The organism is Pseudomonas sp. GW822-FHT04H02 (assembly GCF_058800645.1).
This window is the reverse complement of record NZ_JBXAMM010000004.1, coordinates 609,777-632,268: the sequence shown is the minus strand read 5'-3', so window position 1 is coordinate 632,268 and position 22,492 is coordinate 609,777. Positions and strand designations below refer to the sequence as shown.

Here is a 22,492-nt window from a genome sequence, read left to right as displayed (position 1 = left end):
CATGCTATTCCACGTGAAAATGACCGTGAACCTGCCGGTCGACATGAACCCCGAGCGCGCCGCGCAGCTGAAAGCCGACGAAAAGGCCCTGGCCCAACGCCTGCAGGCCGAAGGCAAGTGGCGCCACCTGTGGCGCATCGCCGGGCTGTACGCCAACTACAGCGTGTTCGACGTCGACAGCGTGCAGGAATTGCACGACACCCTGATGCAATTGCCGCTGTACCCCTACATGGCCATCGAAGTTGACGCCATGTGCAGGCATCCTTCGTCCATTCATGAGGATGACCGCTGAGCCCGTGCCAGCCCGTTCACCACTCTAATAAATACAAGATGAGGATTAATCATGAACGTCAGAATTTCCCACACTGCCAGCGCCCAGCAGTTTCTTGAAGAAGCCAGCGGCCAGTTCACCGAGGGCGGCAACCCCCGGGCCAAGGCCATCATCTACCGCATCCTGCGGGATTCGGTGAACATCATCGAAGACCTGGAGATCACCCCGGAAGAGTTCTGGAAGGCCGTCAACTACCTCAACGTTCTCGGCGCCCGCCAGGAAGCCGGGCTGCTGGCCGCGGGCCTGGGCCTGGAGCATTACCTGGACCTGCTGATGGACGCCGCCGACGAACAGGTGGGCAAGACCGGCGGCACCCCGCGCACCATCGAAGGCCCGCTGTACGTGGCCGGTGCACCGCTGAGCCAGGGCGAAGCGCGCCTGGACGACGGCGTCGACCCGGGGGTGGTGCTGTTCATGCAGGGACAGGTTCGCAACACCGCCGGCGAGCCACTGGCCGGGGCCATCGTCGATGTCTGGCACGCCAACACCGGCGGCACCTATTCCTACTTCGACGGCAGCCAGTCGGAGTTCAACCTGCGCCGGCGCATCGTCACCGACGCCGAGGGCCGCTACCGCTTTCGCAGCATCGTGCCGTCCGGCTACGGTTGCCCGCCGGATGGCCCGACCCAGCAACTGCTGGACCAACTGGGCCGCCATGGCCAGCGCCCGGCGCACATCCACTTCTTCATCTCCGCCGATGACCATCGCCACCTGACCACCCAGATCAACCTGGATGGCGACCAGTACCTGCACGACGATTTTGCCTACGCCACTCGCGACGAGCTGATCGCCCAGATCACCTTCAGCGAAGACCAGGCTCGGGCCAAGGCCTTGGGGGTCAGCGGGCGCTTTGCCGAGATCGAGTTCGACTTCACCCTGCAGTCTTCGGCCCAGCCGCAAGAGCAGCAGCGCCACGAGCGGGTCCGCGCCCTGGAGGATTGAAGCGCCGACCGTGCCTGGCCCGGCCACGGAGCACCGACCCAGGTGCCCGTGGCTTTTGCCGTTATGCCGGGCCTGACGAGACTGCGCTGCGTGCCTGAAGCGCAGACCCAATAAGAACCATCAGAGTGACCCGATCATGCAGATGCATCTGTTGAGTGAGCGCAGCAGCGTGTTTGTTCAAGCCGATCCCTATGCCGTATCCGGTTACGTCAACCAGCACGTGGGCAGCCACTGCATCCGCCTGCCCCGGGCCGGCCATCCCCAGGCCAGCCTGCAGCACCGGGCTCTGGCCAGCCTGGATTTGTGCAGCATCAGCTACGGCGCCAGCGTGCGCGTCACCTCGCCGGCCCTGGAAAGCATCTACCACTTGCAAGTACTGCTGCGGGGCCACTGCCGGTGGCGTGGCCCGGGCCAGGAGCACTACTTCGCCCCGGGGGAACTGCTGCTGATCAACCCCGACGACCCGGTGGACCTGACCTATTCCGACGACTGCGAAAAATTCATCATCAAGATTCCCACCCACCTGGTGGAAAACGCCTGCCAGGAACAGCGCTGGCAGTACCCGGGGCAGGGCGTGCGCTTTCTGCGCCAGCGCTACCAACTGCAGGAACTGGAAGGCTTCGTGCCCTTGCTGAGCCTGCTGTGCCAGGAAGCCGAAGCCCTGGAAAGCATGCCCAAGGTCCAGGAGCACTACGCGCACATCCTGGTGGGCAAACTGCTGGGGCTGATGCAGACCAACGTGCAGCGCGGTGCCCTGGGCGCCTCGGCGGCGACCTTCGAACGGATTGCCGACTACATCGAACGCAACCTCAAGCACGACATCGGCTGCGAAGAACTGGCGCAACAGGCGCGCATGAGCCTGCGCTCGTTGTACGCGCTGTTCGAGCGCAACGCCCGCACCACGCCGAAGAACTACATCCGCCAGCAGAAACTGCAACGGGTGCACGCCTGCCTCAGCGACCCGCACAGCCCGGTGCGCAACGTTACCGAACTGGCCCTGGACTTCGGCTTTTTGCACCTGGGCCGCTTCGCCCAGAGCTACCGCCAGCAATACGGCGAACTGCCCTCCGACACCCTCAAGCGTCGGCACTGATCCTCTGGCATCGGCCTCTTGTAGGAGCTGGCTTGCCAGCGAAGAGGCCTGCAGGCTCAGCACCCCATCCAAGGGCCTTTTCGCCGGCAAGCCGGCTCCTACACAGGCCACGTCGGCGCTTTTGCAGAAAACGGATACAGGTGTGCACGCATTGGCTATTGCCCGTTCCAAGCCCGCCCTAGCATGGCCCTGCCTGAATAAAAACAATGGAGGCGGCGGCCATGTCCCTGCGACCCGAATACCTGCATTCCCTGCTTGAAGAAGACCCCGACCAGGGCGTCTACCGCTGCAAGCGGGAGATGTTCACCGACCCCCGGCTGTTCGACCTGGAGATGCAGCACATCTTCGAAGGCAACTGGCTGTACCTGGCCCACGAAAGCCAGATTCCCAACCCCAACGACTACTACAGCACCACCATGGGCCGGCAGCCGGTGTTCATCGCGCGCAACAAGAACGGCGAGCTCAATGCCTTCATCAACGCCTGCAGCCATCGCGGCGCCATGCTTTGCCGGTACAAGACCGGCAACAAGGCCTCCTTCACCTGCCCGTTCCACGGCTGGACCTTCAACAACACCGGCAAGCTGCTCAAGGTCAAGGACCCGGCCGCCGCCGGCTACCCGGCCAGCTTCAACTGCGAAGGCTCCCACGACCTGACCCGCGTCGCGCGCTTTGAGTCCTACCGTGGCTTTCTGTTCGGCAGCCTCAACCCCGACGTGCTGCCCCTGGTGGAGCACCTGGGGGAGTCGGCGAAGATCATCGACATGATCGTCGACCAGTCCGCCGACGGCCTGGAAGTGCTGCGCGGTTCTTCCAGCTACATCTACGAAGGCAACTGGAAGCTCACCGCCGAGAACGGCGCCGACGGCTACCACGTCAGCTCGGTGCACTGGAACTACGCCGCCACCCAGAACCAGCGCAAGCAGCGCGAGGCCGGGGAAGACATCCGCACCATGAGCGCCGGCACCTGGGCCAAGCAGGGCGGCGGTTTCTACTCGTTCGACAAGGGCCACATGCTGCTCTGGACCCGCTGGTCCAACCCCGAAGACCGCCCGCTGTACGAACGCCGCGACGAGCTGGCCCGGGACTTTGGCCAGGCCCGCGCCGACTGGATGATCGAGAACTCGCGCAACCTGTGCCTGTACCCCAACGTCTACCTGATGGACCAGTTCAGCTCGCAGATCCGCATCGCCCGGCCGATCTCCGTGGACCGCACCGAAATCACCATCTACTGCATCGCGCCCAAGGGCGAGAGCGACGAAGCCCGGGCCCGGCGCATCCGCCAGTACGAAGACTTCTTCAACGTCAGCGGCATGGCCACCCCGGACGACCTGGAGGAATTCCGCTCCTGCCAGCTCGGCTACCAGGGCAGCACCACGGCCTGGAACGACATGTCCCGCGGCGCCGAGCATTGGGTCCAGGGCGCGGACGACGCAGCGAAAGAAATCGACCTGCAACCGATCCTCAGCGGGGTGCGCACCGAGGACGAAGGCCTGTTCGTGATGCAGCACAAGTACTGGCAGCAAACCATGCTCGCGGCCCTGGAGCTTGAAACCTCTCGCCGGATCGACGTGGAGGCCGTGCAATGACCATTTCCTACGATGCCGTGCGCGATTTCCTGTATCGCGAAGCCCGCTACCTGGACGACAAGGACTGGGACAGCTGGCTGGAACTCTACGCCCCGGACGCGACCTTCTGGATGCCCTCCTGGGACGACAGCGACCAGTTGACCGAAGACCCGCAGCGGGAAATCTCGCTGATCTGGTACGGCAACCGCAGCGGCCTGGAAGACCGGGTGTTCCGCATCAAGACCGAGCGCTCCAGCGCCAGCATTCCCGACACCCGCACCTCCCACAACCTGAGCAATATCGAGCTGCTGGAGCAGGGCGACGGCCAGTGCAAGCTGCGCTTCAACTGGCACACCCTGAGCTTTCGCTACAAGACCGTGGACAGCTACTTCGGCTGCAGCTTCTACACCCTCGACCTGCGGGGCGAAAACCCGCTGATCCTGGCCAAGAAAGTCATCCTGAAGAACGACTACGTTCGCCAGGTCGTCGATATCTACCACCTCTGAGGCGACCGCCATGAGCCATCAAATCGCACTCAATTTCGAAGACGGAGTGACCCGTTTCGTCAACGCCAACCCGGGCGAAACCGTGGCTGACGCCGCCTACCGCCAGGGCATCAATATTCCCCTGGACTGCCGCGACGGCGCCTGTGGCACCTGCAAGTGCCTGGCCGAAGCCGGGCGCTACGAGCTGGGGGAGGACTACATCGAGGACGCGCTGAGCGCCGACGAGGCCGAGCAGGGTTTTGTCCTCACCTGCCAGATGCGCGCCCTCGGTGATTGCGTGGTACGGGTGCCGGCCTCGTCCCAGGTCTGCCGGGCCGGGCAGGCCACCTTCCAGGCCAGCATCAGCGCGGTGCGCCAGTTGTCCGACAGCACCATCGCCCTGTCGATCAAGGGCGAGGCCCTGAACCAGCTGGCGTTCCTGCCGGGGCAGTACGTCAACCTTGGCGTGCCTGGCAGCGAGCAGACCCGCGCCTATTCCTTCAGCTCCCTGCAGCGCGATGGCGAAGTCAGTTTCCTGATCCGCAATGTGCCCGGCGGCCTGATGAGCAGCTTCCTCACCAGTCTCGCCAAAGCCGGTGACAGCATGACCCTGGCCGGGCCCCTGGGCAGCTTCTACCTGCGGGACATCCGCCGGCCCTTGCTGTTGCTGGCCGGTGGCACCGGGCTGGCGCCGTTCACCGCGATGCTGGAGAAGATTGCCGAGCAGGGCAGCGAGCACCCGTTGCATTTGATCTATGGCGTGACCAACGATTTCGACCTGGTGGAACTGGAGCGCCTGGAAGACTTTGCCGCGCGTATCCCGCAGTTCAGCTTCAGCGCCTGCGTGGCCAACCCCGAAAGCCAGTACCCGCGCAAGGGCTACGTGACCCAGCACATCGAGCCGGCGCACCTCAATCAGGGCGATGTGGATGTCTACCTGTGCGGGCCGCCGCCAATGGTGGAGGCGGTGAGCCAGTTCATCCGCGAACAGGGCATCGCCCCGGCGAACTTCTACTACGAGAAATTCGCCGCCAGCGCCGCCTGAAGAGCGCCTCGCCGCTGTAGGAGCTGGCTTGCCAGCGAAGGCGTCCATCAGGGTGCTGCAAGGCTCGCGGGCCCTTTCGCCGGCAAGCCGGCTCCTACGGGATCCCACACGGCAAGGCATAGCATTGTAGGAGCTGGCTTGCCAGCGAAGGCGTCCATCAGGGTGCTGCAAGGCTCAAGGGCCTCTTCGCCGGCAAGCCGGCTCCTACGTTGGGTGGTGTTCTCCCTATTTTTTTGCATTCACGAGGTTTCCATGAACCGTTTCCACAACCAAGTCGCCCTGGTCACCGGCGCCGCCCAGGGCATCGGCCGTCGCGTTGCCGAACGCCTGGCCGAGGAGGGCGCTCGCGTGGTGCTGGTGGATCGCTCCGAACTGGTCTTCGAACTGGCCGCTGCACTCAGCCCCCGCTACCCGGTGCTGGCCCTGACCGCCGACCTGGAGCAGTACAGCGAATGCAGCCGCATCATGGCCGCCGCCATCGACCACTTCGGCCGCCTCGACATCCTCATCAACAACGTCGGCGGCACCATCTGGGCCAAGCCTTTCGAGCACTACGAGCCGGCGCAGATCGAAGCCGAAGTGCGCCGCTCATTGTTCCCCACCCTGTGGTGCTGCCACGCCGCCTTGCCGCAGATGCTGGAGCAGGGCCGCGGCGCCATCGTCAACGTCTCGTCCATCGCCACCCGCAGCCTCAACCGCGTGCCTTACGGCGCGGCCAAGGGCGGCATCAACGCACTCACTGCGTGCCTGGCCTTTGAAACCGCCGGCCGCGGCGTGCGGGTCAACGCCACCGCTCCCGGCGGCACCGAGGCACCGCCGCGGCGCATTCCGCGCAACAGCGCCGAGCCAAGCCCCGAGGAGCAGGTCTGGTACCAGCAGATCGTCGACCAGACCCTGGATAGCAGCCTGATGCACCGCTACGGCAGCGTTGACGAGCAGGCAGCGGCGATCCTGTTCCTGGCCTCCGACGAAGCCTCCTACATCACCGGCACGGTGCTGCCGGTGGGCGGCGGCGATCAGGGCTGAACGAGGGGCGAACTGGACGCCCTTACCTGTGGCTGGCCACGGCGGTGCTTATGCAGCTGGCCAGCCCGATGGCCTCTATGGCTGCGGTGGAATGGGGTAGGGCAAGGTGATCGGCGGTGCATCCTGCAGTTGCCGCGAAGACTGCGCCATCAGATAACCGATGATCTGCGCCGAGCTCAGCTCGATATGCAACATATCTTGATCGCCAAACCACTCGTTGGGCCAGAAGATCAGGTCCGAGGCATTGGCCTCGGGGAAGTTGGTTTCCAGCAGGTTCAGGGCGTAGTCCGTATCAGACTCCGTGCCCTCGCACTGGCAGATGAAATCCGCCACGGCGCAGGCCTCGGCGAAGCTCAGGTCGTCAACGTAGCGCTCCTGATGAAAGGCCGTGCGCAGAAAGTTCGCCGCGCTGGTATGGCTGTGCATATCGCGAAATTCGTGGAACTCGAAAGGCCGGCCGGCGTGGCTGTTCCACTGCTGGATCAGTGCATTGATCTCGGGGCTTTCCCGTTCCTGGTTGTCCCAGATGCGGTCGAGGATCTGCTTCAGCAAGCCCTTCATCAGCGCACGTATTTTCGGCGTGGCGGGTGTTGGTTTCAGCCGTTCCGGCATGGCCATGGGTGTCTCCCTGATTGTCATTTCGTTTGTAGGAGTCGGCTGCCGACGAAGGCGATCTTACGGACGCTTTCGCCGGCAAGCCGGCTCCTACGGGGGCGTGCTTGTGTAGGCGCTGGCTTGCCAGCGAATACGCCCGCAAGGCCGCCCCCATTCCCGAGCGGCGCACAGGATAGGCCCTTCGCGCCGCCGACTAAAGCGCCGGCCTCAGCAACAACAATGCACACAGCCCGCCCTCAGGCCGATTGCGCAACTCCAGGCGACCGCCGATCTTGCTGACGATCATCTGCACAATCGCCAGCCCCAGCCCGGCGCCATTGGCGTTGCCCTGGCTGTAGAAGCGCTCCAGCAAACGCTCGCGCTGCTGCTCGTCGATACCCGGCCCCGCATCTTCCACACACAGGTGCATCGCGCCGTCCGCCTGGGGCCGCAGGCCGACCCGTACCTCGCTGCCCGCTGGGGCAAAGTTCAGGGCATTGGTCACCAGGTTCTGCAGGGCGATGGCCAGGGCCACCGGGTCGGTAGCGATCAGGCAGCCTTCGTCGCCTTCCAGCACCAGTTCGACGTCTTTCTCCAGGGCCAGGGGCGTCAGTTCCGCCAGCTCTTCGCGCACCAGGGCGCTGAGGTCGATGCGGCTCAGGCGCGGGCTGTTCAGCTGCGGTTCGATGCGGGCCATGGTCAGCAACTGGCTGCCGATGCGGGTGGCCCGGTCGACGCCGCTCACTAGAAAATCCAGGGCCTCCCGGCGCTGCTCCGGGCTGCTGGCACTCTGGGCGTTCTGCGCATGAATCCGCAGGATCGCCAGGGGCGTGCGCAGTTCATGGGCGGCGTCGGCGATAAAGCGCCGCTCGCGCTCCAGCAGGCTGTCGATCTGGGCCAGTAACTGGTTGAGGGCGGTCTGCATCGGCTCCAGGTCCTGGGGCAGGGGCTTGAGCCCGAGCGGCTGCAAGGTGTCGCTGCTGCGCCCGCGAATGGCCCGGGCCATGGCCCGCAGCGGCGCCAGGCCCCAGCCGATGGTCAGCCAGATCAGCAACGCCAGCAGCGGCACGCCGATCAGGGTCGGCCACAGGGTATGGCGCACGATGCGCTGGATCAGGTCCTGGCGGATGTCATCGCGCTCGCCAACCCAGATCAGCAAGCCCTGCTGTGGGTCGGCCAGCAGGAAGGCGCACCAGTCCTTGCCGTTTTCCAGGATGTCGTGGGCCCCCAGGGTGGTGGGCGGCGCCTCCAGCAGCGGGGCCTCGGCGGAGCGCATCAGCAACTGGCCGTCATCGCGCCACACCTGGAAGGTCAGGCGGGTTTCATAAGGGTGGGCCGCGCCTGCCACGCCGACCCGGCTCATGGCCTGGTCGAAGGCCTGGTGCAGGCGCTCCCAGTCCGCCGCGTCCGGCTTTTGAGCCGGGTCGCGCTGGCGCAGCACCCCTTGCAGCAGGCGCGCGCTCTGGGCCAGCTGGGCGTCGTAGACCTCTTCGATTTCGTGGTGGCTGTCGCGCAGCACCAGCCAGCTGATCAGCAAATCCCCCAGCAGCACCAGCACCAGGACCGGCAGCAGAATCCGCGTGCGCACCGAGTTCATGGCTTGAGCGCCAGCACGTAACCGACGCCGCGCACGGTGCGGATCAGCTCGCTGCAGAGCTTCTTGCGCAGGTTATGGATCAGTACTTCCAGGGTGTTGCTCTCGACCCGGTCCTGCCAGCCGTACAGCGCCCGGGACAGGCGCTCGCGGGTCACCACCTTGCCCGGGCGCACCATCAGCTGGTGCAGCAGCTGGTATTCCATGGGCGTGAGCACCACTTCGTTGTCTTGGTACTGCACCTGCTGGTTGGCCGGGTCGAGGCGGATGCCGGCGTGTTCCAGCAGCGGCTGGGCACGACCCTGGCTGCGGCGCAGCAGGGCGCGGACCCGGGCCTTGAATTCCTCGACATCGAAGGGCTTGACCAGGTAGTCGTCGGCCCCGGCATCCAGCCCGGCGATGCGTTCGGCGGTGCCGTCGCGGGCGGTGAGGATCAGCACCGGCAGGTCCTGCTGGGCGGCACGCAATTGCTGCAGCAGTTCGAGGCCGTCGAGCCGCGGCAGGCCCAGGTCCAGCAGCAACAGGTCGAAGCTTTCGGTGCGCAGGGCGTGCAGGGCGCTGGCACCGTCCTGCAGCCAGTCCAGGGTGTAGCCTTCGGCGCTCAGGGCCACGCGGATGCCCTGGCCGAGGGCACGATCATCTTCGACAAGCAGCAGGCGCATGGGCGGTTCTCGGTAGGGCGAGGGGGCAGGGAAGGGGCGCATGATGACGCCGGCCAGGGTCCGTCGGCAGGGGTTTTTAGCGGGGAAAATGTTACCGCGCGTTGCCAACTAAGCTTTCACTAAGCTTGGTTTTGCACAGTGGAATCTCCCCCATCACCGGAGCGTTTTCCATGCGCAAGATCCTCCTGCTGTCCCTGGTTCTCGCCAGCCCCCTGGCCCTCGCCGGCCCGCAATGCACCACCGCCGAACGCTCGCAATGGCAGGATCAGAAGGCCTTTCAGGAACAGCTCAAGGCCCAGGGCTACCAGATCAGCAAGTTCAAGGTCACCGACGGCAACTGCTACGAGATCTACGGCTTCGACAAGGACAAGCGCAAGGTCGAGATCTACCACGACCCGGTCACCGGCAAGGCGGTGAAGACCGAGATCAAAGGCTGATGCCAGAGGCTTCCCTGCGGCTGTGGGACCCGCTGGTGCGACTGTTTCACCTGTCCATCGCCGGGGTCTTTATCGGCAACTACTTCTTCAATGAAGCCGGTGACGACTGGCACGTCTGGCTCGGCTACTACGCCATGGCCTGGCTGCTGTTGCGCACAGTTTGGGGATTTGTCGGGCCGCGCAGTGCGCGCTGGTCCGACTTCTGGCCGACCCGGGCCCGGCTGGCGCGGCACCTGCGCTCGCTGCGGGTCGGGCGCCCCGAGCATCGCCTGGGGCATTCGCCCCTCGGGGCTTTGGTGATGCTGCTGATGCTGCTGGCCCTGTTGCTGATCGGCATCAGCGGTTTCCTGATGCAAGAGGTCGATGCCCTGTGGGGCGCCGACTGGCCGCTGCAGGTGCACGAAACCAGCGCCGATGTGCTGCTGGGCCTGGTGCTGCTGCATGTGTGCGCGGCGATTTTTGAAAGCCTGCAGGTGCGCGACAACCTGCCGTTGTCGATGCTCACCGGCCGCCGCCGGCCCTTGCCGGGCAGTGATAAGCGCTAATGGTTTTTCCCTTGTTCCCACCCTGTATTTGCCACGGGCTCCTGTATGCGTGCGCTGTCCTTTCGCCTGATCTTCCTCTGCAGCAGCCTGCTCTTGGCCGCCGTCTTTATCGCCGCCTGGCGCAGCCATCCGCCTCACCAACTGGCGCCGTTCGCCCAGGCCGCCGTCGGCAGCGATGCGGCTAAAGCCAACAGCACGCCGCAATACAACAGCCGCTTCGTCTCCTCGGACCTGGATGACTTCGTGCATTCCTCCTCGGTGACCGCCTTGCCCGGCGGCGACCTGATGGCCGTGTGGTTCGCCGGCTCCCGGGAAGGCGCCGCCGACGTCCAGGTGCGCAGCGCACGCTTTGACGCCCAGAGCGGCGAGTGGGGCGCCGAGCAAGTACTGGCCACCCGCGAATCGACCCGTGACGGCACCGGGCGCTATATCCGCAAGCTCGGCAACCCGGTGATCGCCCTGGGCCCGGACCAGCGCCTGTGGATGTTCTACGTCTCGGTGTCGGTGGGCGGCTGGGCCACCAGCGCCATCAACCTGATGGTTTCCGATGACCTGGGGCGCAGCTGGTCGGCGCCGCGGCAACTGATTACCTCGCCGTTCTTCAACATCAGCACCCTGGTGCGCGCCGCGCCGGTGTTCCATGCCGACGGCGCGATCGGCCTGCCGGTGTACCACGAGTTCATGGGCAAGTTCGCCGAGTACCTGTACCTGAGCGCCGACGGCGCGGTGATCGACAAATTCCGCATCAGCCGTGGCAAGCACTCCCTGCAACCGACCATCGTGCCCCTGGACGCACGCCGCGCCGTGGCCATGCTGCGCTACGCCGGCGACACCCACCACAAGGTCCTGGCCAGCCGCACCGAAGACGCCGGGCAGACCTGGAGCGAGCCCTATCCGCTGCAACCGTCCAACCCCAACTCATCGCTGGCGGCGGTGGGCACCGACGACCAGGGCCTGCTGGTGGCACTCAACGACCTGCAGGACGGACGCTTCAAACTCAGCCTGTACGGCACCGATGCCGGCCTCAGCCAATGGCGGCCCCTGGTGGAACTGGACCAGTCCCCCGATCCCCTGGGCCAGCCGTTTTCCCACGAGGCCTACAAGGACATCATCGGCGAAGGCTTTCGTGCCTCCAGCGGCGCCCGGCGTCTGCCCCTGGAACAGCGCTTCCTGAGCAACCTCGACTACCGGGTGTGCAAGCCCCAGGGCTGCGACTTCGAGTACGAATACCCCTACTTCAGCCGCGGGGCGGACGGCCTGTACCACCTGGTCTATTCCTGGAACAACACCTTTATCAAGCACGTCAGCTTCAACGCGGCGTGGCTGGCGGAGCGCTTGTGATGCTGTCGCTATGGCAAGCACACCTGAGTTTTATCCTCCTGGGCTTCGTGCTGCTCGGCAGCCTGCGCCTGACCGCGCCCTGGCGGCCCTGGCTGCTGCCCGTGCTGGCCCTGGTCAGCTTTATTCCACTGAACCAGCTGCCGCTGGCGGCCTATGTGCGCAGCTTCACCGATGACCTGGCCATCAGCACCCTGGTGCTGCTGGGCTGGGTCAGCCTGCGGCACTTGGGGGTGATTGCGCCCTTGCCAGCCAAACACCGAGTGCAGGTTTTGCTGCTGTTTATCGGCCTGACCCTGAGCCTGTACCCCGCGACCCTGGGCCTGACCTACCTCGACCCCTACCGCTGGGGCTACAACCCACGGCCGATGATCGTGCTGATGGGCCTGGCGGCGCTGGTGCTGCTGTGGCAGCGCAACCTGCTGGGGGTACTGATGCTGGCGGCCGGGACCCTGGCCTTTGCCCTGCGTCTGAAGCCTTCGGAAAACTACTGGGACTACCTGCTGGACCCGCTGCTGGCGGGCTACTGCCTGATCGCCGGCAGCGGCGCGCTGCTGCTGTGGCTGTGGCGCCGCGTCACCCAGCGCAGCCGCGGGCAGCCCCTTGCCGGGTAAACCAACAGGCCGCGCCGCGGCCTTCGACAACACCACACAGAGGTCAATGATGGGCGGGTTGCAATCACGCCGCTTGCGCTACGGCGTGGGCGCAATCGGGCTGGTACTCGGCTTGCTGGCACTGCTGCGGCTGCTGTTCGCCGTGGGCTTTTCCGGGGTGGACCTGAGCGCCGCCGACCAGCGCGAGGCCATTCTGGAGACCCTCGGCATCGGCCTGCGCTTCGACCTGCGCCTGACCCTGCTGATACTGCTACCCCTGGCCCTGCTGGCCTGGCTGCCGCGCTGGAACCTGCTGCGGCTGCCAACTTTGCGCTGGCTGGCCCGGGCCTATCTGCTGCTGGTACTGGGCGGGGTAGGGCTGCTGTACATCATCGACTTCGGCCACTACGCCTACCTCGGCGTGCGCATCAACGCCACCGTGCTGCGCTACCTGGACGACGCACAGATCTCCCGGCAAATGCTCTGGGAAAGCTACCCGGTGCTGTGGATCGTCCTCGCCTGGGGCAGCGCCCTGAGCCTGTGGTGCTACGCCTTGCTGCGCCTGGAACGCCGGACCCTCGACCGCCCGGCGCAACCCCTGGGCCGCTGGTCCCTGGCCTGCGTCAGCGCCCTGGGCATCGCCGCCGTGTTCCTCGGCCTGCTGGGCCGGGTAGAAAACCTCAACCTGGAAAACCCCGTGCCCCTGCGCTGGAGCGATGCCTACTTCTCCGGCAACAGCCAGATCGCCGCCCTGGGCCTGAACCCCGTGCTGTTTTTCTACGACACCCTCAAGGCCGGCGAGGCCCAGTACGACGAAGCCCAAGTGCGCCAACACTACCCGGCCCTGGCCCGCTATCTCGGCGTCGACAACCCCGACCCGCAGCGCCTGAACTTCACCCGCCAGCAAGGCGTGCAGCCGTACCGCATCGACCGCCCCCGGCCGCCCAACGTCATCTTCGTCATGCTCGAATCCCTCGGCACCAGCGCCGTGGGCGCCTACGGCAACCCACTCAACCCCACCCCCAACCTCGACCGTCTGGCCCGCCAGAGCTGGTTCTTCAAACACTTCTACGTCCCGGTCACCGGCACCGCCAAGACCGTATGGGCCAGCATCACCGGCGTGCCCGACGTCACCCGCCAAGAGACCGCCACCCGCCAGCCCCTGATCACCCGCCAACACAGCCTGATCAACGCCTTCAGCGACTACCACAAGCTCTACCTGATCGGCGGCAACGCCGGCTGGGCCAACATCAACGGCCTGATCCGCCAGAGCATCGACAACGTGCGCCTGTACGACGAAAGCCACTGGCAATCGCCCCAGGTGGACGTCTGGGGCATCTCCGACCTCGACCTGTTCAAGGAAAGCGACCGCCTGCTGCGCGCCATACCCCGGGACCAACCGTTCTTCGCCTACCTGCAAACTTCCGGCAACCACCGCCCGTTCACCATCCCCGAGGACAACGACGGCTTCCAAGCCCAGGACCTGCCCCTGGAACACGTCCAGGCCGCCGGTTCCCGCAGCCTGGAGCAATACAACGCCGTGCGCCTGCTGGACTTCAACATCGGCCGCCTAATGGAGATCGCCAAAGCGGGCGGCTACTACGACAACACGATTTTCGTGTTCTTCGGCGACCACAACACCCGCATCAGCCAGATCCCCCACATGGCCCCCGCCTTTGAACAGCTAGGGCTGGAAAGCAACAACGTACCGCTGCTGATCCATGCCCCGGGGATGTTGCAGCCCAGAGTGATCGAAGAAGCCGTCGGCCTCGCCGACCTGCTACCCACCGTAGCCGGCATGGCCGGGATGCCCTTCACCAATGGCGCCATGGGGCGGGATATTCAACAGCCTGCACCGGAAGGCGAGCGGGTGGTGCCGCTGGTATTAAGGGAAGGAACCTTCCCGGTGATTGGCGGCGTGACCAAGGATTTTTTGTTGCAGATGCAGCACGACGGCAGTGGCGCGACCTTGCATGACCTCGCGTCAAACACACCGCGTGAGGATGTGGCGCAGGAGCATCCGCAGGAGTTTGAGAGGTTGCTGGAGTTGACCCGGGGGATGCATGAGGGGGCGCGGTTGATGTTGTATCGGAATGTTCGCTGACACCACATAGCCATCGGTTGACGCCAGCCCGTGTAGGAGCTGGCTTGCCAGCGAAGGCGGCCGCAAGATCGCCACCAAACCCTCCAACCAGCCACTCTGACTCCCCAAACCAGGGAGTCACAACATCACATTTACGTCTGCTTCCGATTGGCCTGACACCGCTCCTTCACTTCAGCCACACTCAGCCACTTGCGTTGCGAATGCACCACCCGATGGCAATTGGCACACAACAACGCCAAATCAGAGAGCTTAGTTTTGTCACCCGGCTGGAGCGTGTGCAGAGGTTTAGTGTGGTGGACGTCGATCACCCCCTCCACATCTGCACCATAGGTTTGGCTGAAATTAAAACCACACGCCTCACACTGAAGCGCCCCATGTTGCTTCAGCGCCTCTTCTTTTTTGCGCTTAACGATTTTCTTGTCTCTTTCCCGTACCCTATGCACCCGGGTGAGCACTTTGCCTTCCTCTGCTTCGAAGAAGCCCGGGTCATCCGCTGCACTTAAATCGATAGGGCTAGCTGGAATCGTCTGAACATTGGCATTGATCGCCGCCACAACCTCAGCAAGACGCTCCGGGTCATTGGCAAACTCCAGCCACACCAACTGCTCATCCTTATTGCCTTTCGCAAGCCCCGTACGCCCGTTGTTGGTGTAGCTCGGGTCCCAACGCCGGAAGTTGTTGAGCTTCATGCACACACCGTTGGCATTGCGAAAGCTCTGATTCTTGCTCACCCCGGTGGCATTGCCGATGAGATTGAGAGCCAGTGATAACGCCAAAACATCCGGATGATTCACCCCGGGTAAACCGTTGCGGTGAAGGAGGTACAAGTTCAGGGCAAGAACGAGCTCGTCGCGGCTCCAAGCAGGGTTGGATTGATTGCTGGTAGGTACAGAGGTCATGCGGGGGCTATCCGTAGGTTTCCCGATTCGCTGTACGAAACAGCGTAAGAGGCCGTAAGGATATTCTTTTACTAACAGGTTTGGGAGTTCACTAGTGAGTAGGAAACGGGACGAGCAGGGAAGGGACGCGTTGCCTCTCACCACTTGTCTATGGCCACAGCTGGGCAGTGAGAGAGCTTAAGCAATATCGAAGGGCTACAGCATCTGTAGGAGCTGGCTTGCCAGCGAAAGCGGCCTAACAGAAACGGGGCAAATCATTCTTCACCCCGCTTCCATATTTTTCGGACTTCTGAGTATCTAGTCGATTACCGATGCTGCGCCGGTCTATTGGCATCCAGCAACGAATCCACCACCGCTCTAGCCATCTCCACCGAATGGATCATCGACCAAATCAAACCACGCTCCACACCGCTGGCGCGTTCGGTGATTTCATCGCTGACCTGTACTGCACAGTCCAGCAGTAATGACACATGCACCAAGGCTTCTTCGGCATTGATGCCGGGGCGGACACTGAACATGGAGTGATGACCTACGGATGTAGGCACGGTGTCTTTCAGGCTATTGAGGATCGAGCTTTCTGCGTTATTCACCGCCAAGGCCATGCGAATACGCTGGGTGTCGATATCGTGTTCGAGGGTTCTGAATTGTCCAGGCAAGGACAGAGGCGGATCGGGAACGAGCTTTTTCATGGTGCATCTCCAATATTAGTGGGTGCGCCAATGTGCTATTTCGAGCTGCTAAACCCGATCACTGATGTGCAGCGACGGACCGAGCCTAGGCAGCACTTTTTGAAGTTACAAGGCGTTTGAACTCTCTAGGAAAAGTTGCTCAATAGAAAGGGACTAGTCTTACACGGAGTTGTGAATTGGGCAGTGAATATGGCACCTGAAAGGTAGAGAGGGGGGAGTCTTCGCTAGCCTTCCAGTGATAGCAGGATTGGGTACGCCATCACCGGAATAGGAAACCTGACTAACGACACCTACAAAGCTGGCTCCCCCTCTGCCAGTCGGTTGGCAAAATATTGCGCCGTCTCTGGGTCGGTACAATAAAGGTAGCAGCCCTTCATTCCTCGGGTCATCAAGGTCCGATAGGTGTTCTTGATGATGAGATCAGTCTCTTGTCGCGTGAAGTCGGGCTGCTCTTTCATCAGCCTTTTCCAACCACGAATCGTCTTGTCGTATTTGTCTCGCGCTTTGGGGGATGTCACTACCTTTCCATCGCGCACGATCAAATCTGGCCCGATGATCACACCGATATAATCCACCTCTAGCCCTTGGCAGGTGTGAATGCAGCCGACCTGATCCACAGATTTATCCGCGATGATCCACAGACTGCCGTCTTGATCCAGATTCCATTGGCGGGCGTAGTGTTCACCGATTTCAATGTCTTTGGCTTTAGGGTCTTTCTTGCTGCTCCATGGCCAGCAATAACCCGCGACGACACGCGCCTTGTTTCCGTGGTTCTTTTGTTCGATTGCCTCATGCATTGCTTGTGGCGAGTCGAACACTTTGAACTCGTATTCACTGGCATCGAGTATTGGGTTCGCGGTTTTGCGAATGCCCAGGACGTCATCTAGCCATGCCAGGTAACCATCGGAGCCACTGCAACGGAATTGGGAGGACAAGGTGTACTCCTCCACCGTTGCCCCTCGGGCCTTAGCGAACTCTCGGATTGCTTGTTTGCTGCCAATATCCTTAAGGGTTACGCGTTGATCTTCGTCGATAAAGAACACTGAGCATTTCGCGGACCCAATCAGTTCTTTGATCTGGTTTTCACCCTCGTTGCCATAAAACCCGCTTTTCTCATTCAGCCTGTGAGCCTCATCAATGATCAGCGCGTCGTAAAAGTCAGGCTTGATTTCGGTATAAGCCCCCGAACCGGAGAAAAGGCTGGAGAACTTGGTGGGTTTGACAGTGCCGACCAGTTTCTTTTCGTACACGGCACGTGGGGCGGCATTTTTTGAGACATACCTGCTCATCAGTCTTAAGGCCGTGAGCCTGACCAACAGGTTGATGGCTACTACTGTCTTTCCGGTACCAGGGCCCCCCTCAATGATCAGCACCTTCGGAGCATCGGCAGAGGCCTCTGCGACCGCCGCAAGTACTGACTCGAAGACGGTCTTTTGATCATCAATCAGAACGAACTCAGGCTTACCTTCCATTAGCCCAGTTAGTGCTTCAGCCAAAGCCTTGGAGGGGCGGCTTTTACCGCTAGAAAGCTCGTAAAGAACTTCTTGGTTGTCGCCGTAATAGATGTGCTGTTTGAGGAAGCTTCTCAGTTTCGTCAGCTCGTCAGGACCTTTTAGGAACAAAGGCGCTTTGCTGGTATAGGCATCGTAGTGAGCCGAGTTGATAACGCCATCGCTGACATAGTTATGCAGGTAAGCGCACGGGTGGACTTTGATGCCTTGGTCATAGACGGCTTCATTGAAGCCTTCCAGCAAAGTGGCGTAAGACCACACCTGATAGGAAGGATGAATGGTTTCAACATGACTGCCACCCAGCGCGGTTTTTACGATCGCATCTTTACTGGTGGCGCTGGCTTTGCTCCATTGCTTCAGTTCCACCAACACGGCATTTTTACCCTGGTGCTGGTCGTGGCCTGTTAGCAAGAAATCGATACGTTTCATGGATTGCGGAATATGTAGCTCAATGGCTACTCCGGCATCCTCCGGCAGGTCCTTGTCTCTTAAGACCTTGGCCATGTAAGTGAGCGATCCCTGCCAAGATCGGATCTCTGAAGCCGCCACTTTCTTGCCAGTGGCCTCTTTGAAGTGCTTGAGGATCACCTCTTCAATATCGTTGTTGTCGCAAACGTCGAGGAATTGTTGTTTGGTCGCCGAGTAAACGATCACAAGTGGTCCTTAGAGCCCAGGGGGTCAGAGTTGGTCGTACTTCTTGCTGGTGCTTTTGGCTTTGTCGACGGGGTACTTCTGGCCGTTCAACGCGAGTTTGTTTGTCACCGCCTCGTTTAGATCGACGCCCAGCACCGTGCTTAGTCGCACGAGGTACATGAGTACGTCGGCCAATTCATCTTTCACGGCTTGAGCGGTTTCTGGACGTTTGGCTGCATCCTTGGCGTCGGCTTCGCTCATCCACTGGAAAATTTCGCAGAGCTCGCCGGTTTCACCGGTGAGGGCTAGGAGCAAGTTTTTGGGGGAGTGGAACTGTTGCCAGTCGCGATCGTCTGCGAAGCGCTGTAGAGCAGTTGCTAGGCGATGGGTGTCGATTAGTGCTTCAGTGGGGGCAACTAGAGTGCTCACAATCTTGCCTCGTAGTTTGACTACAGCTGGCGCGACTGAGAGCTGTGTCAGAAATGGGAAGGAAGATTGTAGGAGATTTCGATTTTTGAGTAAGGTTTTTTACCGGTACTCGTTGAATTACGGTTCGGAGCTTGTTCAGCCGCCAAAACGTATCCATTTTCTAAAGCAAACAACACCAAATGGGACAGTGTTGCCAGAGGATGTTGGCTAAAAAATGATTGTGCTGTTTGAATACAGAGCTATTTAACCTTTAAAGGTTTTAGCAGCGTGAAAACAAACCTATTCCGGGGCTGACGTCCTAACTTTTGCTATCCTGCGCCCCTTTTCCCCACCGCAAGGAGCGCAGGCATGCCCCAGCCCATTGGCAGCAGTCCACAAACAAGGGCTGGCCAACAGCGTCACCTGCAACACCTCCTGTTCCGCCTGACCGCCGCACTCTTGCTCGGCCTCGGGCTCCTCACCCCAGCCGCCCAAGCCAACCCCACCACCACCTACCGCGGCACCCTCGGCGACACTCCGGTTGAACTGGCGCTCACCTACGACTCCCAATACGGCGGCGGTATGTCCGGCTACTGGTTCTCCGAATCCGAGCGCCTGCCCATGGCGTTGGAGTCCACGCCTTTCCATCCCGGCTCCGCGCTCTTGATCAACATCATGGACAACCCGACTCTGCCGGCGACGGCGGTGTCGTTGCAGCCGTTCGCCGAGGGGGCGCAGGCGTTGCAGGGCAGTCTGGTGGATCTGCGCACGGGCACGCAGCAGCCGTTGCAGTTGCAGCGGGTGACGCGCTTTGGTGGCAGTCAGCGGGAGGCGTTTGAGGGGGAGTTGCTGCAGCCGGTGTTCGATCGGGATTTCTATTTCAGTGTGCATGCCGCGCGCAAGGCCGGGGAGGAGGTGGCGCGGGTGGACAGTATTCGAGTCATGAGCCGCACCACCGGGCGGCGGGTGCAGGAGATCAGTGGGCAGTGGTGCCTGTCGCCGGTCGGCACCAGGACGCTGACTTTCGGGCATTTCCAGGCCGAGGCGCGGATTGATTTTCAGGCTCAGAATTATCGCCTGGCGGAGTCGGATGGCCGGCTGTGGTGCTCGCCCACTCAGTACTACCTGTACAACCGTGAGCGCCGGAAATACTTGCGCCATCCGCAGTTGGAGCAGTTCGCGGTGGAGGGGGATCTGCGCTTTTCCCCCGGTGGCCAGATGGAGTTCAGCAAGCAGGACTTTATCAATTACGACCAGCGCACTCGGCGTTGGGATTATTACCGGGTGATCAGCCCGGATCGGCTGGAATATCTGTCGTCGGGCGAGGAGCGTTTCTGATGCGTGGGTTTGATGTTGCTCGGGGGCTGGCGGTGCTGGTGTTGGCGCTGTGGCTGTTGCCGGCGCAGGCGTCCCACGGGGTGTATGAGGGCACGGTGGGCAAGCAGGCGGTTGTCTTGATCCTGGGCAGCCAGAATGCGGTCTACCAGGGCACCTATGCCTATCAGCGCTATCGCACGCCGATCCGCCTCAAGCCGACCTTCAGCTACAGCAACAAGGTGCTGGCCATGGATGAGCTGGACGAGCAGGGCTTGCCGGTGGCGCGTCTGCAGTTCAATGACTTGATGAACTCTCGCCAGCAGGAGCAGGTGCGCGGCACCTGGACCAGTTATCGCACGGGCAAGACCTTGCCCATTGCGCTGAAGCTGGTGGGCCTGGTGGATTCGGATCGCTCGTGGCCGCAGCCGGTCACCACGCTGTTGCAGAGTGCTTCCACCAAACGCTGGTATTTCCAGGTGCCGATGCCGGGCAATGATCAGCGGATCACGACGGTGGAGGTGATGGACAAGGCCAGTGGCAAGTTGCTGCAGAGCCTGGCGGTTGCGGCGCCGGGGTGTCGCAACCTGGGGGTGGATACCTTGCAGGTGCAGGCTGAGGGGGAGCCGTTGCGGATCGGCTTTCAGGACTGCACGTTGCCGGGGTTTGCGTGGAACGCGGGCAGTGGGCGCTTTGAGCCGTTGCCCTGAGGCAGGGGATGGAAGCGCTGGGTAACAGAACAAGGGTCAGGTGTTGAACGTGGAAACTGTGGAGCCCCGTATGGACGACAAGCAATCCCCTGTGCTGATTCAGGTGTACATGGCCGATGACGATGGCGCCGTTCGCGAGGAGCTGCTGGCGCGGCGCATCGATGAGGATACCTACGAGTTGCTCTCCTCACCGGGGCTGGCGCAGAACCTGGCGCGGGGCGATATCGTTTCCATCCGCAATCCCGATGCGCCGGCGCAAGTGCTGAAGCGGGGCGGGAATTTCTGCATTCAGATCTATGCCGACTACATTGATCCGGCGGTGATCTCGGCACTCGAAAGCGATGTCATTCGTGAGCTGAATGGGACCTTGGATGGGGTGTGCGGGGGGACGCTGGCGTTGGCGGTCCCTGCAAAAAACGGGATGGAGAACATCAACAGGTTTTTTGATGGTTTTCGTGAGCAAACCGGGATCCAGTGGTACTACGCCAATGTCTATAAAAACCTCGATGACGATGAGGACGAGACGCTGTTGAACTGGTGGCTTGACTGATTCAGGTGCTCGGCGATGGTGTTATTTGTGCCGGCGAGGGCGGTCTTGTGGACGCCTTCGCCGGCAAGCCGGCTCCTACAGGGGGGCGCGTCAGGCAGTTTGTAGTCGTGCCGTCTTGCGTACGTGGTTGACCATCAAGCCCAGCCCGCCGCCGATCAGCAGGATGGCCGCCATGAAGTACATTGCGGTCTGGGTGTTTCCCGTTACCTGGGTCAGCCAGCCCACCACGATGGTGCTGAAGAACCCCGCCACATTGCCCAGGGTGTTGATCAATGCCACGCCCGCCGCGGCGGCCGCGCCGCCCACTACGGCAGTGGGCAAGCCCCAGAACACCGGCAGGCTGCTGATCATGGCGGCGGTGCCGACGATCAGGCCGAACATGGCCAGTATCAGGTTGTCACCAAAGAAGGTGCCAAACGCCACGCCTAGCGCACCAATCCCCGCGCAGACCGCCAGGTGCCAGCGATACTCGCCATGGCGGTCGGAGCTGCGGCCCACGATGACCATAGCCACTGCTGCGACAGCGTAGGGCAGGGCGGTGAGGACGCCGATGGCCCAGGGCTGTTGCACACCGCTGTTGCGGATGATGGTGGGCAGCCAGAAGCTGATGACGTATTGGCCCAGCACCAGGCAGAAGTACACCGCGCCCAGTAGCCAGATCTGTGGGTTGAGCAGGCCGTCGCGCAGGCGGTGGCTCTGTTTGTTGGCAGCTTCGCGGTCGATGGCGGCCTGCATGCCGTAGCGCTCTTCGGGGGTGAGCCAGTGGGCGTCGGCGATGCGGTCGCGCAGGAGGAAGAACACCGCGGCACCGAGGGCCACGGCGGGCAGGCCTTCGATGACGAACAGCCATTGCCAGCCGGCATAGCCGGAGACGCCGTTGAGGTGTTGCAGGATCAGCCCCGAGATCAGTGAGCCGAACAGGCTGGAAATCGGCAGGGCCATGATGAACAGGGCGGTCATCACCCCGCGGCGCTGGCTGGGGAACCAGGTGGTGAGGTAGAAGATGATGCCGGGGAAGAAGCCGGCTTCGGCAATGCCGATCAGCAGCCGCAACACGTAGAAGGTCAGTGGCGTTTCGATGAACATCATGGCCGCCGACAGCAGGCCCCAGGTGACCATGATCCGCGCGATCCAGCGCCGCGCGCCGAAGCGGTGCAGGGCGATGTTGCTGGGGATCTCGAACAGCAGGTAGCCGACGAAGAAGATCCCGGCGCCGAGGCCGTATACCGCTTCGCTGAACTTGAGGTCGTCGAGCATCTGCAGCTTGGCGAAGCCGACGTTGACCCGGTCCAGGTAGGCCACCAGGTAACACAAAATCAGCAGCGGGATGATGCGCCAGGCGGTCTTGCGGTAGGCCGAGTGCAGGGCCGCATCGTCGAGAGCCGCAGGTGGCGGGGCAGGTGGGTTCATGGCTAGCCTCTTTA

At 62.4% G+C, this 22,492-nt stretch carries 23 protein-coding genes; 15 read left to right on the top strand and 8 right to left on the bottom strand.

What is annotated here, in order from left to right; all coding sequences use genetic code 11:
* Position 1 precedes the first annotated feature (1 nt).
* The 7 genes from catC (at position 2) to AC1RMG_RS20250 (ending at position 6,487) form a co-directional block, all read left to right on the top strand.
* Positions 2 to 292 carry a muconolactone Delta-isomerase gene (gene catC / locus AC1RMG_RS20280; RefSeq protein WP_011062149.1) on the top strand — a complete coding sequence of 97 codons (291 nt, stop codon included), beginning with the start codon at positions 2 to 4 and terminating at the stop codon, positions 290 to 292.
* Positions 293 to 343: 51 nt separating this feature from the next.
* Positions 344 to 1,273, top strand: coding sequence for a catechol 1,2-dioxygenase (catA, locus tag AC1RMG_RS20275; protein ID WP_011062148.1), 930 nt, complete (start codon positions 344 to 346; stop codon positions 1,271 to 1,273).
* Positions 1,274 to 1,409: 136 nt separating this feature from the next.
* Positions 1,410 to 2,366, top strand: a complete 957-nt coding sequence (locus tag AC1RMG_RS20270) for an AraC family transcriptional regulator (protein WP_011062147.1) — start codon at positions 1,410 to 1,412, stop codon at positions 2,364 to 2,366.
* A 221-nt stretch (positions 2,367 to 2,587) separates the two neighbouring features.
* Positions 2,588 to 3,952 carry a benzoate 1,2-dioxygenase large subunit gene (benA, locus tag AC1RMG_RS20265; RefSeq protein ID WP_493170090.1) on the top strand — a complete coding sequence of 455 codons (1,365 nt, stop codon included), beginning with the start codon at positions 2,588 to 2,590 and terminating at the stop codon, positions 3,950 to 3,952.
* Entirely contained in the window at positions 3,949 to 4,437 is a 489-nt protein-coding gene (benB, locus tag AC1RMG_RS20260) for a benzoate 1,2-dioxygenase small subunit (RefSeq protein ID WP_011062145.1), read from the top strand. Before benA ends, benB begins: the two co-directional genes overlap by 4 nt.
* A gap of 10 nt (positions 4,438 to 4,447) precedes the next feature.
* Positions 4,448 to 5,461: a benzoate 1,2-dioxygenase electron transfer component BenC gene (gene benC / locus AC1RMG_RS20255; RefSeq protein ID WP_401017576.1), complete on the top strand. Its 1,014-nt coding sequence runs from the start codon at positions 4,448 to 4,450 to the stop codon at positions 5,459 to 5,461.
* Between the two features lie 252 nt (positions 5,462 to 5,713).
* Positions 5,714 to 6,487: a 1,6-dihydroxycyclohexa-2,4-diene-1-carboxylate dehydrogenase gene (locus AC1RMG_RS20250; protein WP_493170086.1), complete on the top strand. Its 774-nt coding sequence runs from the start codon at positions 5,714 to 5,716 to the stop codon at positions 6,485 to 6,487.
* A 75-nt stretch (positions 6,488 to 6,562) separates the two neighbouring features.
* On the opposite strand, the gene AC1RMG_RS20245 is transcribed toward AC1RMG_RS20250, so the two are convergent.
* From AC1RMG_RS20245 to AC1RMG_RS20235, 3 genes are all read right to left on the bottom strand, one after another.
* Positions 6,563 to 7,105 (bottom strand): hypothetical protein, encoded by a 543-nt coding sequence (locus tag AC1RMG_RS20245; RefSeq protein ID WP_019095866.1) that lies wholly within the window; start codon positions 7,103 to 7,105, stop codon positions 6,563 to 6,565.
* A 190-nt stretch (positions 7,106 to 7,295) separates the two neighbouring features.
* Complete coding sequence (locus AC1RMG_RS20240) at positions 7,296 to 8,678, bottom strand: ATP-binding protein (protein WP_011062141.1); 1,383 nt, start codon at positions 8,676 to 8,678, stop codon at positions 7,296 to 7,298.
* Positions 8,675 to 9,337 carry a response regulator gene (locus tag AC1RMG_RS20235; RefSeq protein WP_011062140.1) on the bottom strand — a complete coding sequence of 221 codons (663 nt, stop codon included), beginning with the start codon at positions 9,335 to 9,337 and terminating at the stop codon, positions 8,675 to 8,677. The genes AC1RMG_RS20240 and AC1RMG_RS20235 overlap by 4 nt, the downstream gene beginning before the upstream one ends.
* A 170-nt stretch (positions 9,338 to 9,507) precedes the next feature.
* On the opposite strand from AC1RMG_RS20235, the gene AC1RMG_RS20230 reads away from it, so the two are divergent.
* Genes AC1RMG_RS20230 through AC1RMG_RS20210 form a run of 5 tightly spaced genes read left to right on the top strand, consistent with a single transcriptional unit; the run spans position 9,508 to position 14,354 of the window.
* Positions 9,508 to 9,774 carry a PepSY domain-containing protein gene (locus AC1RMG_RS20230; RefSeq protein ID WP_041752407.1) on the top strand — a complete coding sequence of 89 codons (267 nt, stop codon included), beginning with the start codon at positions 9,508 to 9,510 and terminating at the stop codon, positions 9,772 to 9,774.
* Positions 9,774 to 10,319 (top strand): cytochrome b/b6 domain-containing protein, encoded by a 546-nt coding sequence (locus tag AC1RMG_RS20225; protein WP_493170083.1) that lies wholly within the window; start codon positions 9,774 to 9,776, stop codon positions 10,317 to 10,319. Before AC1RMG_RS20230 ends, AC1RMG_RS20225 begins: the two co-directional genes overlap by 1 nt.
* A 45-nt stretch (positions 10,320 to 10,364) precedes the next feature.
* A complete protein-coding gene (locus AC1RMG_RS20220) occupies positions 10,365 to 11,660 on the top strand; it encodes a sialidase family protein (RefSeq protein WP_493170081.1) in 1,296 nt (431 codons plus the stop codon).
* Positions 11,660 to 12,271 (top strand): hypothetical protein, encoded by a 612-nt coding sequence (locus tag AC1RMG_RS20215; protein ID WP_262212386.1) that lies wholly within the window; start codon positions 11,660 to 11,662, stop codon positions 12,269 to 12,271. Before AC1RMG_RS20220 ends, AC1RMG_RS20215 begins: the two co-directional genes overlap by 1 nt.
* A 49-nt stretch (positions 12,272 to 12,320) precedes the next feature.
* Positions 12,321 to 14,354: an LTA synthase family protein gene (locus AC1RMG_RS20210; RefSeq protein WP_493170078.1), complete on the top strand. Its 2,034-nt coding sequence runs from the start codon at positions 12,321 to 12,323 to the stop codon at positions 14,352 to 14,354.
* A gap of 131 nt (positions 14,355 to 14,485) precedes the next feature.
* Here AC1RMG_RS20210 and AC1RMG_RS20205 read toward each other — a convergent pair whose 3' ends face one another.
* The 4 genes from AC1RMG_RS20205 to AC1RMG_RS20190 form a co-directional block, all read right to left on the bottom strand.
* The gene (locus AC1RMG_RS20205) at positions 14,486 to 15,253 is read right to left on the bottom strand and encodes an HNH endonuclease (protein ID WP_493170076.1); all 768 of its coding nucleotides are present in this window, start codon (positions 15,251 to 15,253) and stop codon (positions 14,486 to 14,488) included.
* A gap of 305 nt (positions 15,254 to 15,558) precedes the next feature.
* Positions 15,559 to 15,942, bottom strand: a complete 384-nt coding sequence (locus AC1RMG_RS20200; protein WP_370059360.1) for a DUF6124 family protein — start codon at positions 15,940 to 15,942, stop codon at positions 15,559 to 15,561.
* A gap of 290 nt (positions 15,943 to 16,232) precedes the next feature.
* A complete protein-coding gene (locus AC1RMG_RS20195) occupies positions 16,233 to 18,107 on the bottom strand; it encodes a DUF2075 domain-containing protein (protein WP_011062132.1) in 1,875 nt (624 codons plus the stop codon).
* A 24-nt stretch (positions 18,108 to 18,131) separates the two neighbouring features.
* A complete protein-coding gene (locus AC1RMG_RS20190; protein ID WP_210458396.1) occupies positions 18,132 to 18,515 on the bottom strand; it encodes a nucleotide pyrophosphohydrolase in 384 nt (127 codons plus the stop codon).
* Positions 18,516 to 18,863: 348 nt separating this feature from the next.
* On the opposite strand from AC1RMG_RS20190, the gene AC1RMG_RS20185 reads away from it, so the two are divergent.
* From AC1RMG_RS20185 to AC1RMG_RS20175, 3 genes are all read left to right on the top strand, one after another.
* On the top strand, positions 18,864 to 19,832 hold the full coding sequence (locus AC1RMG_RS20185) for a hypothetical protein (RefSeq protein ID WP_493170072.1): 969 nt from the start codon (positions 18,864 to 18,866) through the stop codon (positions 19,830 to 19,832).
* Positions 19,832 to 20,518: a hypothetical protein gene (locus tag AC1RMG_RS20180; RefSeq protein ID WP_493170070.1), complete on the top strand. Its 687-nt coding sequence runs from the start codon at positions 19,832 to 19,834 to the stop codon at positions 20,516 to 20,518. Before AC1RMG_RS20185 ends, AC1RMG_RS20180 begins: the two co-directional genes overlap by 1 nt.
* A 70-nt stretch (positions 20,519 to 20,588) precedes the next feature.
* Positions 20,589 to 21,068 (top strand): DUF4265 domain-containing protein, encoded by a 480-nt coding sequence (locus AC1RMG_RS20175; protein WP_337154915.1) that lies wholly within the window; start codon positions 20,589 to 20,591, stop codon positions 21,066 to 21,068.
* A gap of 90 nt (positions 21,069 to 21,158) precedes the next feature.
* Here AC1RMG_RS20175 and AC1RMG_RS20170 read toward each other — a convergent pair whose 3' ends face one another.
* Entirely contained in the window at positions 21,159 to 22,478 is a 1,320-nt protein-coding gene (locus AC1RMG_RS20170; protein WP_493170068.1) for an MFS transporter, read from the bottom strand.
* Positions 22,479 to 22,492: the final 14 nt, after the last annotated feature.

Excerpts from the sequence above, each read along its gene's own strand:
- catC (WP_011062149.1), top strand. The coding sequence starts at position 2 with ATGCTATTCCACGTGAAAATGACCGTGAACCTGCCGGTCGACATGAAC.
- benB (WP_011062145.1), top strand. The coding sequence starts at position 3,949 with ATGACCATTTCCTACGATGCCGTGCGCGATTTCCTGTATCGCGAAGCC.
- AC1RMG_RS20235 (WP_011062140.1), bottom strand. The coding sequence starts at position 9,337 with ATGCGCCTGCTGCTTGTCGAAGATGATCGTGCCCTCGGCCAGGGCATC.
- AC1RMG_RS20185 (WP_493170072.1), top strand. The coding sequence starts at position 18,864 with ATGCCCCAGCCCATTGGCAGCAGTCCACAAACAAGGGCTGGCCAACAG.
- AC1RMG_RS20270 (WP_011062147.1), top strand. The coding sequence starts at position 1,410 with ATGCAGATGCATCTGTTGAGTGAGCGCAGCAGCGTGTTTGTTCAAGCC.
- AC1RMG_RS20220 (WP_493170081.1), top strand. The coding sequence starts at position 10,365 with ATGCGTGCGCTGTCCTTTCGCCTGATCTTCCTCTGCAGCAGCCTGCTC.
- AC1RMG_RS20245 (WP_019095866.1), bottom strand. The coding sequence starts at position 7,105 with ATGGCCATGCCGGAACGGCTGAAACCAACACCCGCCACGCCGAAAATA.
- AC1RMG_RS20240 (WP_011062141.1), bottom strand. The coding sequence starts at position 8,678 with ATGAACTCGGTGCGCACGCGGATTCTGCTGCCGGTCCTGGTGCTGGTG.
- benA (WP_493170090.1), top strand. The coding sequence starts at position 2,588 with ATGTCCCTGCGACCCGAATACCTGCATTCCCTGCTTGAAGAAGACCCC.
- AC1RMG_RS20225 (WP_493170083.1), top strand. The coding sequence starts at position 9,774 with ATGCCAGAGGCTTCCCTGCGGCTGTGGGACCCGCTGGTGCGACTGTTT.
- AC1RMG_RS20175 (WP_337154915.1), top strand. The coding sequence starts at position 20,589 with ATGGACGACAAGCAATCCCCTGTGCTGATTCAGGTGTACATGGCCGAT.
- AC1RMG_RS20170 (WP_493170068.1), bottom strand. The coding sequence starts at position 22,478 with ATGAACCCACCTGCCCCGCCACCTGCGGCTCTCGACGATGCGGCCCTG.
- AC1RMG_RS20210 (WP_493170078.1), top strand. The coding sequence starts at position 12,321 with ATGGGCGGGTTGCAATCACGCCGCTTGCGCTACGGCGTGGGCGCAATC.
- benC (WP_401017576.1), top strand. The coding sequence starts at position 4,448 with ATGAGCCATCAAATCGCACTCAATTTCGAAGACGGAGTGACCCGTTTC.
- AC1RMG_RS20180 (WP_493170070.1), top strand. The coding sequence starts at position 19,832 with ATGCGTGGGTTTGATGTTGCTCGGGGGCTGGCGGTGCTGGTGTTGGCG.
- AC1RMG_RS20230 (WP_041752407.1), top strand. The coding sequence starts at position 9,508 with ATGCGCAAGATCCTCCTGCTGTCCCTGGTTCTCGCCAGCCCCCTGGCC.
- AC1RMG_RS20250 (WP_493170086.1), top strand. The coding sequence starts at position 5,714 with ATGAACCGTTTCCACAACCAAGTCGCCCTGGTCACCGGCGCCGCCCAG.
- catA (WP_011062148.1), top strand. The coding sequence starts at position 344 with ATGAACGTCAGAATTTCCCACACTGCCAGCGCCCAGCAGTTTCTTGAA.
- AC1RMG_RS20200 (WP_370059360.1), bottom strand. The coding sequence starts at position 15,942 with ATGAAAAAGCTCGTTCCCGATCCGCCTCTGTCCTTGCCTGGACAATTC.
- AC1RMG_RS20205 (WP_493170076.1), bottom strand. The coding sequence starts at position 15,253 with ATGACCTCTGTACCTACCAGCAATCAATCCAACCCTGCTTGGAGCCGC.
- AC1RMG_RS20215 (WP_262212386.1), top strand. The coding sequence starts at position 11,660 with ATGCTGTCGCTATGGCAAGCACACCTGAGTTTTATCCTCCTGGGCTTC.